The organism is Staphylococcus sp. FSL W8-0774 (assembly GCF_038006785.1).
GTDB lineage: Bacteria > Bacillota > Bacilli > Staphylococcales > Staphylococcaceae > Staphylococcus > Staphylococcus pasteuri.
Window position 1 is genome coordinate 1,993,079 of the sequence record NZ_JBBOVW010000001.1, and the last position, 13,092, is coordinate 2,006,170.

Consider the following 13,092-nt stretch of genomic DNA (forward strand, 5'->3'; position numbering starts at 1 on the left):
CCCATTCGGGGACCCAAAGCTAATCCTTCTCGAGTTATCTTAAATATATTATAAGTTACATTGATTACTATTTCAAGAATAAATAACCGGGTAGTTCACCTACCCCTATTATTTATTCTGTATCTAGTGATGGTTTTATATATAAACAAAAGTAATTCAGTATAGCAGTATAGTTTCGAGGTGTAGAAATGACTCTAGTTATAAATTGGCTTTTTATTTTATGTGGTATATGTATACTATTATTTGTATACAATGCATATATGTTTCTTAAAATAAAAATGGGAATTTTAAAAAGAACTTACGCTATATGGACTATATTATATGCATTGTGCATCTTTATTATTGCAATTATGCTTTATGACTTTTTGTACTAAATTAAGATTCTATTGGTAAGGAGACTAATTTTGAAAATTTTAAATTGTAAAATAAAATTAAGTGAAGTAATTTATGAAGTACAAACAAATAAAAATAAATATTTTAAATACGCTTTACCTAAAAATATTTCTAATTATAAAGTACGAAAAGTGCTTAAAAATGTCGAAAGTAAATTAGATCATAACTCAAATAATTGATACATTAAAGAGATGTAAATCACAACAACGACAAAATCAACAACAGCTAATATTTCTTATGTGAGAAAGGACTATTTCTTATTATGTTTTATTTCCTTTTTAGTACTATCATCATAATCGTTATGTTGTTTTTACATTCTTTTTATCTAATTCTACGTATTCAAGAAAAGAAAATGACAATAAAAGGGTATTTAATATACATATTAATTTATTTTGTAATTCTAATAATATTATTACTTATTTTTAAAGGTTTAATTTGAGAATATTTTAAAAGGGTAATATACTTACCCTTATTATTTTTACCTTTTTGAGGAGAGATAGTATGCAAACACGACGTTATGATGGTGAAAAGTGGCAATATGAGTTTAAATATGAAGGTAAACGATATCGCAAAAAAGGTTTTAGGACAAAACGAGAGGCAAATTCTGCAGGAATGGATAAACTTAATGAGTTGCGAAATGGCTTTAATACAGACCACAATATTACATTAAAAGCATACTTTGAGAACTGGATTAAAACATATAAACAACCAGTTGTTAATGAAAACACTTATCGTCATTATCGTTTTACTTTAAAGCATATTCAGGATCATAAAATTGGTAACACGGAATTATCAAAAATTAACAAACAAGTCTATCAAAAGTTTATAAATGACTTTTCTAAAGAACACGCTAAAGAAACGATAAGAAAAACAAACGGTGCTATTCGTTCTGCTTTAGAAGACGCAGTTTATGATGGGTTAATACACAAAAATCCAACTTACAAAGTGAATTATAAAGCTGGCAATCCGACTAAGCCAGAAAAAGAAAAATATATATCTTTAAACGATTATGAAAAGTTAAAAGCATATTTAAAAACTATAAATAGTAGATCAGCATTAGCTTTATTTATCATGATTTGTACTGGTTGTCGAATCAGCGGTGTTAGATATATGAAATTAGAATATATAAACCAGTTGAAAAATCAAATATATATTAACGAACATAAAACAGATACTTCTCCTAGATATGTAAGTGTAGCCAAATCAGATATGAAACATATTTTAGATATGATAAATAATTTAATCATCAGTTATGATGGTTACATTTTTAAAGATACTGGTAGTATTATTACTGTGAATGCAATAAACAAAACATTAAAAAAAGCATGTGAAGTAAATGAAATACCTATCATTACATCACATGCTATTAGACATACACATTGTTCATATTTATTAGCCAAAGGTATTTCTATTTACTATATTTCAAAACGGTTAGGTCATAAAAATATAGCAATTACTACATCTGTTTACTCACATTTATTAGAAGAAAAATACAGTGAAGAAGAAACAAAAACGACTAATATTTTAGAAAAGATGTAGTTTAGGGACTCTGTAGGGACTTCAAATGCTTTAATCACCATAGTTATAGCATTTATAAATCTCCTTCGAGGGGGCTAAAATAAGCAACTATTATATATTTACAAAAAAGAATCCCACGTTAATGGGGTTCTTTTTTACAATTCTATTTTCTCACCATTTCGAATTTTGTCAGCTAATTCATTTAATTTTCTTAAACGATGGTTCATACCTGATTTTGATATGGGGCCAGTTGATATCATTTCCCCTAATTCCTTTAAGGAAATTTCTTGGTGCTCAACTCTTAACTTGGCAACCTCTCTTAAACGATCTGGTAAATTATCTAAACCTATTTCTTGATCTATTAATTGAATGCTTTCAACCTGTTTCATTGCAGCGCTTACTGTTTTATTTAAATTTGCTGTTTCACAATTCACTAATCGGTTTACTGAATTTCTCATATCACGGACGATTCTTACATCTTCAAATTTCAACAGCGCTTGGTAACCACCAATTAAACTAAGGAAGTCAGAAATTTTTTCTGCTTCTTTTAAATAAACAATGCTACCTTTTTTACGCTCAAGATGTTTCGCATTTAATTCGTAACTATTCATCAACTTCGTTAAACCTTCAGAATGATTTTCAAATTGAGAAAATATTTCTAAATGGTATGATGACGTTTCTGGGTTATTGACTGATCCACCCGCTAAAAATGCGCCACGTAAATAACTACGTCTCATTTCATCGTCTTGAATCATATCTGGATCTATTTCATGTGTAAATACACCGTTTTTTAATATACCTAGCTCATCAAGAATTTCTCTTGCTCGCATTTTTGTACGACAAATATAAATATTATTTTTCTTTAATTTCATTTTTTTACGTACTAATATTTCTACTTCTACATTAAAAATACGTTTGATCAGGGAATATATCCTTCTTGCGGTAGTTGCATTCTCAGTTTGAACATTAATCACAAACTGTTGATTGGATAGACTTAATGCCCCATTCATACGAATTAATGCACTGAGCTCTGCTTTTGCATTAGCTTCATCTACATCTATACGAGTTAATTCATTTTTCATATCTGATGCAAAGCTCATAGAACATTCATTCCTTTCTAACATTACCCTTTAGATTTATAAGATAATAACTACATTTTTTAATTTTATTTCAAAATGGATTAAATATCTTCATCTCAATATTTTTTCTTTCAATAAAAAACAAGTTTCATCTGTATCCAATAACTAAAATATTATTTACGATTATCATTTGGATCAAATTGAATTGTACTAATAAGATCTAATGCTTTTTCATAAATTAATTTTGATAAAACTTTTGTATTATGTCTTACAAAATGTTCATCAGATATTTCGACTAGATTTGAAGCCGTAATGACTTCTATTCCATCTTGCTTTAATTCTTCAACATTTACATCAACAGGATCAGAATTTTTCTCTTTATATTTTCTTAAAACATTCTCATTGAATTGATCGGTACAGCAAATAACATAATCTACAAATGATTGACCTGTTTGGCGATGCAATGCATTAATATGTTCTTTCACGGTATAGCCGTCTGTTTCACCAGGTTGAGTCATAACATTAGCTACATATAATTTAGGTGCAGATGAATTAATTAAGGCTTTAGAAATCCCTTTGACACAAAGATTAGAAATAACACTCGTGTATAGTGATCCAGGACCTAATACAATCAAGTCAGCTTCTTCTAACGCTTCAACCGCTTCTTCCATAGGTTCTACATCATCTGGCTCTAAAAAGACTTTTTCTATTTTTTCTTGTTTCTTCGGAATTTTTGATTCGCCATATACGATTTCACCATTTTCCATAATAGCATTTAACTGAACGCTTGTATTGGTAGATGGAATTACTTTACCTTTAATATTTAAAACTTTACTTAGTTCTCTAATAGCATGTCCAAAGTCATTAGTAATATTTGTCATCCCCGCAATTAATAAATTTCCTAAAGAATGACCACTAATTTGATTTTCTTCAAATCTATATTGGAATAATTGAGTTAGTACAGACTCCGAGTCGCTCAGTGCAGCAATCACATTTCTTATATCCCCAGGTGCTGGAATATCCATTTCATTACGAATTTTACCCGTACTTCCACCATCATCAGCAACAGTAACTATGGCAGTAATATCTATAGGAAACTCTCTTAGACCCCTTGCCAATACAGATAAACCAGTCCCTCCGCCAATTAAAACTACTTTCATTCTTCTCATTGTTGTTCTCCACTTTCAATATGTGCATCTCTATGATGAACATATACTTTATAATCGAAAACGTCGTTAAGATATTCTCCTAAACGTTTAGTTAATGCTACTGAGCGATGTTGACCTCCAGTACAGCCAATTGCTATGACTAACTGTGACTTGCCTTCTTTTTTATAACCAGGAATCATAAATTTCAATAAGTCAGTTAATTTATCAAAGAAGATTTCGGTTTCTTTCCATTTCATAACGTACGTATAAACTTCTTCATCCATTCCTGTTAATGGACGTAGTTCTTCAACATAGTATGGGTTGGGTAAAAATCGAACATCAAATACTAAATCTGCATCCATTTGTATACCGTGTTTAAAACCAAAGCTAGTGACGTTTATTGTAAATGTTTCAAAGTTTTCATCTTCATAGTAATTAACTACTCTAGCTTTTAATTCTTTAGGTTTAAGTTGACTTGTGTCTATGACATAATTTGCAATACTTCTAATTCGTGAAAGATGTTGACGTTCTTCATTAATAGCATCAATAAGTGAACGTTGTCCCTTTTCATTTAAAGGATGTGCTCTTCTAGATTCTTTATATCTTGAAATTAATTTTTCAGTTGTTGCTTCTAAAAACATGACGTCTACAATAACGTCATTTCTACTTTTAATTAAATCAATTTCCTTAACCAATGATTTAAACAGTTCTTTACCTCTTAAGTCTATTGCAATAGCCACTTTTTGTAATGATGGATTACCTTGTTCCATCAATTCAACAAATTTAGGTAATAGTACGGGTGGTAAGTTATCTACACAAAAATAACCTATATCTTCTAGACTTTGAATCACTAAAGATTTTCCTGCACCAGATAATCCAGTGACAACAAGTAATTCACTTTTCCCAATTTCTTTTTCAGAATTTACCATTTTATCGGTTCACCGCCAGTTCAGTTGATATTCATATATTAATAGGTTCATCATACCACACTCATTTTCACAAAGGAATGTAATCAATACTTATAAAAAAGCTAGAACAACAAATGGATTATCATTGTTATAATCCTCCTATTGCTCTAGCTTTATTTCTTGTTATAAACGATATTTAAGCTTCTAATTTATCTTTAATACTTTCAATATAATCAGCCGCACTTTGTGCCGCAATACTACCATCACCTGTTGCTGTTACAATTTGACGTAAACCTTTATCTCTTACGTCGCCTGCAGCATAGATACCAGGTACATCTGTACTCATATCAGCTTGAGTTACAATATAACCATTTTCATTTGTAATACCTAAATCAGTGAATGGTGCAGTTAATGGTTTCATACCAATATAAATAAATACACCATCTGCATCGTATGTTACTTCTGAACCATCTTTAGTTGACTCTAAAGTTACTGATCCTACTTTGCCATCTTTGTCATTTATTGTTTTTAATGTATGGCTCCAAATAAAATCAACTTTATCATTTTTAAATGCACGATCTTGTAAAATACTTTGTGCGCGTAATTCGTCTCTTCTGTGGACAATCGTCACTTTATCAGCAAATTTTGTTAAGAATGTACCTTCTTCAACTGCTGAGTCACCACCGCCGATAACAAATAAACGTTTATTTTTGAAGAATGCACCATCACATACTGCACAATAACTTACGCCACGTCCGCCTAATTCTTGTTCACCTGGTACGCCTATTTTTTTATATTCAGCACCAGTTGAAATAATAACTGCATGTGCAGTAATTTCTTTGTTTCCTAAATTAACTACTTTATAGTCGCCTTTATCTTCTATTGATTTACTATCACCATATTGATAAGTAGCGCCAAATTTTTTCGCATGTTCAAACATTTTTGTAGATAAATCTGGTCCAGTAATCATTTCAAATCCTGGAAAGTTTTCTACCTCTTCTGTATTTGCCATTTGGCCACCTGGCATACCACGTTCAATCATAACAGTGTTTAAATTTGCACGTGATGCATAAACTGCAGCCGTCATACCAGCAGGGCCTGCACCTATAATTGCTACATCAAAATCTACTTCAGTCATTTACTTGCCCTCCTACTTAATAATCATTAAACGCATTATATATCAAAATAAGTATTTCATAAATTTATATGCTCAGAATATAAGTTATCGTTTTATCAAGTTTATAATTACTTATATCAAACCATTCTTTTATTTGCTTTTTAGTCAATTTTTGGTTGGTATGTTGATAATACAAATATAAGAACGCACCTAAATATCTATCTAATTCTGTTAAATCAGCTTGATCTGCAATAATTGATTCAGCTTGATCTATCCATTGAACAAATAAAGATGTATCATTTCTAAATTCATCAAATTGATATAATTTGACCATGCCACGATGTATGAAATCTAATTTATTTAGTGTCAAACCTTGAACTAAGTATGTTAAATATAGTTTCTCATAATCATTCATCGTTTCTAATACGGCCCAAATTTCTTCTGTAATCAATATTTCTTTACCATTCAATTGATTCAACAAGAATATACCATATAATCTATAATGACTATCGTCGTCCATTAATAAAGGTAAAATACGTTGATCAAATACATGTTTACTTTCTTCAATTACCCATGGTGGAAAACCTACATCAACTTTAGAAATTTGTAATAACTTGTTCCAAAATTGAATACTTTCATCTTTATTTCCTAGGTAATAATAATTGTAGCTTAAGGCATTAAACATTTGAATAGAAGCAAATTTCCCTTTTTTATATAAAGGAAGCAATAATTTTTGAGAAGCATGATATTGTTTCAAATAACTTAAGACAATACCTAATTTAAAACTTTCATCGTCATTCATTGGCATGACTTTGTTTAAAATATTTAAGTAACGCTTATATTTATCCATATCATTTGTATTGTAAAGTAGTAACGTATAATGACACAGTGCATGAACATCTGAATTATCTTCATTTAGTAACTCTTCAAACATGTCCTTTGCTATATCATATTCGCCTAAATATAAATAACACATCGCTAATAAATTTTTTATCACTCGATGATTTTGAATATCTTCATCTTGATTTAAAATATAAGTTCTCGCTTCTTCTAAACGTCCCTGTGAAAATAAAAATTGAAATAATAGTTGTACTGCAAATAGTTGTGCTTCGATTTCTATTTGATGTTCGTTTGAATACGACACATCGAATGTTTGTTCAAGCTCATCTCGGAAATCTTGATCATCTGTAATTAATACATAATTAATACCAAACAAGAATGCCTTGTTTGGTTCATTTAATTCAATGTTTAACTGACTCAACTCATAAAAACTATCTGCCTTACGTCTATCATTTATAATATTTTCATAAAATACCTTTTCAGCTTGGCTTCCAAAACCTAGTTTTACTAAACATTGAGCATAGTTTAATTGAATATCAAAATCCTCAGGTGACAATTCTAGCACTTTACCGTAATAATCGACTGCTTTTTTATAATCTTGTTGCTTCCACTTCTGATTAGCCATTTTACGATAAAACGGTTCATCAAAAGCCATTGAAATAATTTTATTGTTTTTATCTGCCAAAGATTGTCACCTCCATCTTTAATTTATTTTTATAGGATTACCAATCGCATATGCGCAATCTGGCACATCTTTTGAGACAACTGTTCCTGCACCAATGGTGACATGACTTCCAATAGTTACTCCAGGAAGTATTGTCACATTAGCACCTATTAATGTATTAAGACCTATTTGAACTTTACCATATTTAAATTCATCCACTAAAATTTCGTGCGTTAATATTGTAGTATTATAACCAATCACACTATTGTTGCCAACAGTTATTAATTCGGGATAAAACAAATCTGGTACTACTTTATATGCGAATACAGTTTGTTTGCCAATATTCATTTTTAAATACTTACGATAGATAACATTTTTTAATTTTAAATTTGGCATTACTCGACAAATTTAAATTATTAATGTTTGTTTAAACACTTTTGGAAAACGTATTAGTCGATATATTTGCCATAATGGATTAATCGATGATTTTTGATATCTATCATGTGTTTGGAGTTTTCTCATTGAAAATCTACACCTTTTGCTTTGGCCAACTTAATGGACCAGCATTTTTATAAACAGGTGGTTGAAATTTATATCGTCTATAAATAATTAAAATAATACTAATAATACTAAGTATAACCGATACTAATTGTGCCACTCTTATATGACTTGTCAACATCAAGCTGTCTGTTCTAAGTCCTTCAACAAAGAAACGACCTATTGAATACCAAATTAGATATAAGAAGAATGTTTCTCCTAGTTTCAAATGCTTTCTAATCGAAATTAATAAGATAAATCCTAACACATCCCATACTGATTCGTATAAAAATGTTGGATGATAATAATGACCATCAATATACATATTATTAATAATAAATCGAGGTATATGAAGTTGTTCCAAGAATGTTTTAGATACTATACCGCCGTGTGCTTCATGGTTCATGAAATTGCCCCATCGTCCGATACCTTGAGCTAAAATAATACTCGGTGCGACAATGTCTCCAATTTGGAATGGGTTTAAATTTTTTAATTTACATACGATAACTCCTGTAATAAAGCCACCTATTAATCCTCCATGGATAGCTATACCGCCATGCCATATTTTAGGTATTTCTCCTGGATTTTGCATGTAATATGGCCATTGGAATATTACAAAATATATACGAGCTACAATAAAACCAAATATGGCACAATAAAAGATAACATCTACTAATGTGTCTTTATGTAGACCAACTCTCTTCAAAGCTTCTTGTGCTACAAAATACCCTATTAAGATACCACAAGCAATTATAATTCCATACCATCGTATTTGTAATGGACCTAGGTGAAATGCGACAGGATCAATATAACTCAAAGTTAAATCCATAAACTAATTACTCCTCACTTTTATGACTGTTACGAACAATTTCATCATTAAGTCGTTCGCTAAATTCTTCTGCTGTATTTATTCCCATAATATTTAAACGATAGTTCATAGCAGCAACTTCAATAATAACTGCAACGTTTCGTCCAGGTCTTACAGGAATTGTTTTTTTCGTGATTTCAGTATCTAAAATACGTAAAGTCTCTTCGTTTAAGCCGACTCTATCGTATAACTTTTCTTTATCCCAGTTTTCTAAATTAATATTTAAACGGATTTGTTTTTCAGTTAAAATTGAGCCCGCCCCAAATAATGTCATCACATTAATGATTCCTAAACCACGTATTTCTAATAAATGTTCTATTAATTTTGGTGGTTTACCTATTAATTCATCTTTAGTAATTTCTCTTATCTCAACATTGTCATCAGCAACTAATCTATGTCCTCTTTTAACTAATTCTAATGCTGTTTCACTTTTACCGATACCAGAGTCACCAGTTATGAGAACACCTACACCATAAACATCAACTAGTACGCCATGTAATGATGTTGTTTTTGCTAGTTCATGTTCTAAAAATGTAGTTAATCTACTCATTAAACTTGTCGTTGCATCTTTAGCAACAATAAGTGGTGTATTTAATTCTTTTGCTGCTTCAACTAATTCTTCAGGAGGCTCTAATCCTCTTGTTACTATAATTGCAGGTGTATCTGGTCGACATAATTTTCTCATTCTTCCTTGACGTTCATCATCTGGAAGTAAATTATAAAATGATAACTCAGTCGTACCTAATAATTGTATTCTGTCTGAAGCGTAATGTGAGAAGTAACCAGCCATTTCTAAACCAGGTCTAGAGATATCTGTGTTTTTAATAGGTTTATTTAATCCTTCTTCCCCAGCTATTAATTCTAATTTTAATAATTCAACTAATCTTTCAGTTGTTAACATGTGTTCACCTCTATTTGAAATGTTACTACAATTTCGCTTTCTTTAATCATATCAAAAATCAAACTACTTTCTATATCAAAAAGTTACGCTTATTTAATATTTAGAAAATACGCTCTATAAATTAAGCCTTATTGAATACTTTATTATGTATATTGTTTTTGAAAAATGTGAATCCTTTTTAATTTGGATGATAAATATCTACATCTAAAAAAGATGATTCCAGTATACTCTGAAATCACCTTAATATAAATTATAACATCATTCTTTTATGATTAATCTTTATTTCTATCTCTTTCTAATACTGTTTTTAAATATTGTCCTGTATAAGAGTTTTCTACATTCGCAATGTCTTCAGGCGTACCAGTAGCAACGATTGTTCCACCACCATCGCCACCTTCTGGTCCTAAATCAATAATATGATCTGCAGTTTTAATGACATCTAAGTTATGTTCAATAATCACAACAGTATCACCATTTTCAACAAGACGATTTAATACCTTTAATAATCTGCTAATATCATCAACATGTAAACCAGTTGTTGGTTCGTCTAAAATGTAAATGGAACGTCCAGTAGAGCGTTTATGCAATTCTGATGCGAGTTTAACACGTTGTGCTTCACCACCAGATAAAGTTGTTGCTTGCTGTCCTAATGTGACATATCCTAAACCAACATCTACTAATGTTTGTAGTTTACGTTTAATCTTAGGGATATTTTCAAAGAAATGAGTTGCATCTTCAGCAGTCATTTCTAAAACATCAGCAATATTTTTACCTTTATATGTGACTTCAAGTGTTTCTCTATTATATCGTTTACCGTCACATACCTCACAAGGAACATAAACATCTGGTAAGAAATGCATTTCTATTTTAATAATACCGTCACCTTTACAAGCTTCACAACGTCCGCCTTTAACGTTAAAACTAAAACGACCTTTTTGATAGCCACGTATTTTAGCTTCATTGGTTTGAGCAAAAACATCTCTTATATCATCAAACACGCCTGTATAAGTTGCTGGATTTGAACGTGGTGTTCTACCAATCGGTGATTGATCAATATCGATAATTTTATCTAATTGATCTATGCCTTTAATAGAATCATATTCTCCAGGTTTCACTTTAGATTTATTAATTTTTTGTGCTAGAGATTTATATAACACTTCATTAACTAATGAACTTTTACCTGAGCCTGATACACCTGTCACTACAGTCATTACTGATAGAGGGAAATCAACATTTACATTTTTTAAGTTATTGCTTTTAGCACCTTTAATACTAATTTTCTTTTTCGTAACTTCCCGACGATATTCAGGTACATCAATTTTCTTCTTACCACTTAAATATTGTCCAGTTAATGAGTTTTTATCTTTCATCACTTGTTTTGGTGTACCTTGTGCAACAATTTCACCACCGTGACTACCAGCACCTGGACCTACATCCACTAAATAATCTGCAGAACGCATCGTATCATCATCATGTTCTACAACAATCAATGTATTTCCTAAATCCCGCATCTCTTTAAGTGTGTTAATTAGACGATCATTATCACGCTGATGTAAACCTATTGAAGGTTCGTCTAAAACATAAAGTACACCTGTTAAACGAGACCCAATTTGTGTTGCTAATCGAATTCGTTGTGCTTCACCACCAGATAATGTTCCAGAAGCACGGTTTAATGTAAGGTATTCAAGCCCAACATTATTTAAGAAAGCTAGACGTGAAATAATTTCCTTAAGAATTTGATTTGCTATTGCTTGGTCTTGTTCTGATAGTTCAATGTTTTGATAATATTTCAATGCTTCTTTAATCGAATCTTGAACAACTTCGCCTATATTATATCCACCAACATAAACAGACAATGCTTCTTTACTTAAACGCTTGCCATGACAAGTCTCACAAGGTAACTCGGTCATGTATCTACTCATCATTTCACGAGTATATTCTGATGGTGATTCATGATATCGACGATCAATATTATTAAGAACACCTTCAAAGACCATTTTTCTTTTACGTTTGCCGCCACCAAATCGTTGGTTAAATGTAAATTCAATTTCTTTATCGCCTGAGCCATGCATTAATATATTTTTCTGTCTATCGGTAAGTTTTTTATAAGGTTTATCCATATTAATTTTATAAACTTCACAGACACGTTTTAGTAAAGTTGGATAAAAATCTGAACTTGTTGGCTCCCATGGCTCAATGGCACCTTCGTTTAGTGTTTTGTTTGGGTCAGGTATAACTAAATCCATATCGACTGTTAATCTTTGACCTAACCCATCACAAGTAGGACAAGCACCAAATGGGCTGTTAAAACTAAACATTCGGGGTTCTAATTCGCCAATTGAGAATCCACAAATAGGACATGCATGATTTTCAGAGAACTTTAGGTCTTCTCCATCAATCACATCAACTGTTAAACTTCCTTCAGATAATTCAAGTGCTGTTTCTATAGAATCTGCTAGTCTTGTTTCAATTCCTTCTTTAATTACTAGTCTATCAACAACAACTTCTATAGTATGGTTTTTGTTTTTATCTAAATCTGGCACTTCATTAACATCAACAATTTCTCCGTCTACTCGTAAACGTACATAACCTTTTTTACCAATATCTTCGATTAGCTTTTCATGACTTCCTTTACGATGTGAAACCACAGGAGCTAACAATTGAATTTTTGTTCGCGTTTCTAATTCTAATATTCTATCTACCATTTGTTGAACAGTCTGTGACTCTATTTCAATATTATGGTTTGGACAATAAGGTTTACCCACTCGAGCATATAATAATCTGATATAATCGTAAATTTCAGTTACGGTTGCAACTGTAGATCGTGGGTTCTTACTTGTTGTCTTTTGATCAATAGAAATAGCCGGTGATAATCCTTCAATAGTATCTACATCTGGTTTATCCATTTGACCTAAAAATTGTCGTGCGTATGCACTTAATGATTCTACATATCTTCTTTGACCTTCTGCATAAATAGTGTCAAAGGCTAATGAAGACTTACCTGAACCTGAAATACCTGTCATTACAATTAATTTGTCTTTAGGTAATTCAATATCGACACCTTTTAAATTATGCGCTTTTGCACCTTTCACTACTATGGATGGTTCTCTCATTTAATT

The 13,092-nt window shown here is 31.0% G+C and carries 9 protein-coding genes and 1 pseudogene; 1 reads left to right on the forward strand and 9 read right to left on the reverse strand.

From position 1 onward, the window contains the following. Nucleotides 1-894: 894 nt before the first annotated feature. The gene (locus tag NSQ15_RS09855; RefSeq protein WP_017636947.1) at nt 895-1,932 is read left to right on the forward strand and encodes a tyrosine-type recombinase/integrase; all 1,038 of its coding nucleotides are present in this window, start codon (nt 895-897) and stop codon (nt 1,930-1,932) included. A 134-nt stretch (nt 1,933-2,066) separates the two neighbouring features. Here the strand turns inward: NSQ15_RS09855 and whiA are convergent, their stop codons facing one another. From whiA to uvrA, 9 genes and pseudogenes are all read right to left on the reverse strand, one after another. After that, nucleotides 2,067-3,011, reverse strand: a complete 945-nt coding sequence (whiA, locus tag NSQ15_RS09860; RefSeq protein WP_017636948.1) for a DNA-binding protein WhiA — start codon at nt 3,009-3,011, stop codon at nt 2,067-2,069. Nucleotides 3,012-3,163: 152 nt separating this feature from the next. Further along, nucleotides 3,164-4,159: a gluconeogenesis factor YvcK family protein gene (locus NSQ15_RS09865; RefSeq protein WP_070452457.1), complete on the reverse strand. Its 996-nt coding sequence runs from the start codon at nt 4,157-4,159 to the stop codon at nt 3,164-3,166. Then, nucleotides 4,156-5,067, reverse strand: a complete 912-nt coding sequence (gene rapZ, locus NSQ15_RS09870) for an RNase adapter RapZ (RefSeq protein ID WP_017636950.1) — start codon at nt 5,065-5,067, stop codon at nt 4,156-4,158. The genes NSQ15_RS09865 and rapZ overlap by 4 nt, the downstream gene beginning before the upstream one ends. A 175-nt stretch (nt 5,068-5,242) precedes the next feature. Further along, the gene (trxB, locus tag NSQ15_RS09875) at nt 5,243-6,184 is read right to left on the reverse strand and encodes a thioredoxin-disulfide reductase (RefSeq protein WP_340747130.1); all 942 of its coding nucleotides are present in this window, start codon (nt 6,182-6,184) and stop codon (nt 5,243-5,245) included. Between the two features lie 64 nt (nt 6,185-6,248). Then, entirely contained in the window at nt 6,249-7,688 is a 1,440-nt protein-coding gene (locus tag NSQ15_RS09880) for a tetratricopeptide repeat protein (RefSeq protein ID WP_070452460.1), read from the reverse strand. Then, a pseudogene (locus tag NSQ15_RS09885) lies at nt 7,658-8,189 on the reverse strand (acyltransferase); the annotation flags it as partial. The gene NSQ15_RS09880 and the pseudogene NSQ15_RS09885, both read right to left, overlap by 31 nt. A 7-nt stretch (nt 8,190-8,196) precedes the next feature. After that, on the reverse strand, nt 8,197-9,033 hold the full coding sequence (gene lgt / locus NSQ15_RS09890) for a prolipoprotein diacylglyceryl transferase (RefSeq protein ID WP_070452463.1): 837 nt from the start codon (nt 9,031-9,033) through the stop codon (nt 8,197-8,199). Nucleotides 9,034-9,040: 7 nt separating this feature from the next. Next, complete coding sequence (hprK, locus tag NSQ15_RS09895) at nt 9,041-9,973, reverse strand: HPr(Ser) kinase/phosphatase (RefSeq protein WP_070452466.1); 933 nt, start codon at nt 9,971-9,973, stop codon at nt 9,041-9,043. A 272-nt stretch (nt 9,974-10,245) separates the two neighbouring features. After that, nucleotides 10,246-13,086: an excinuclease ABC subunit UvrA gene (gene uvrA, locus NSQ15_RS09900; protein WP_124760783.1), complete on the reverse strand. Its 2,841-nt coding sequence runs from the start codon at nt 13,084-13,086 to the stop codon at nt 10,246-10,248. Nucleotides 13,087-13,092: the final 6 nt, after the last annotated feature.

Excerpts from the sequence above, each read along its gene's own strand:
- NSQ15_RS09855 (WP_017636947.1), top strand. The coding sequence starts at position 895 with ATGCAAACACGACGTTATGATGGTGAAAAGTGGCAATATGAGTTTAAA.
- whiA (WP_017636948.1), bottom strand. The coding sequence starts at position 3,011 with ATGAGCTTTGCATCAGATATGAAAAATGAATTAACTCGTATAGATGTA.
- NSQ15_RS09865 (WP_070452457.1), bottom strand. The coding sequence starts at position 4,159 with ATGAGAAGAATGAAAGTAGTTTTAATTGGCGGAGGGACTGGTTTATCT.
- rapZ (WP_017636950.1), bottom strand. The coding sequence starts at position 5,067 with ATGGTAAATTCTGAAAAAGAAATTGGGAAAAGTGAATTACTTGTTGTC.
- trxB (WP_340747130.1), bottom strand. The coding sequence starts at position 6,184 with ATGACTGAAGTAGATTTTGATGTAGCAATTATAGGTGCAGGCCCTGCT.
- lgt (WP_070452463.1), bottom strand. The coding sequence starts at position 9,033 with ATGGATTTAACTTTGAGTTATATTGATCCTGTCGCATTTCACCTAGGT.
- hprK (WP_070452466.1), bottom strand. The coding sequence starts at position 9,973 with ATGTTAACAACTGAAAGATTAGTTGAATTATTAAAATTAGAATTAATA.
- uvrA (WP_124760783.1), bottom strand. The coding sequence starts at position 13,086 with ATGAGAGAACCATCCATAGTAGTGAAAGGTGCAAAAGCGCATAATTTA.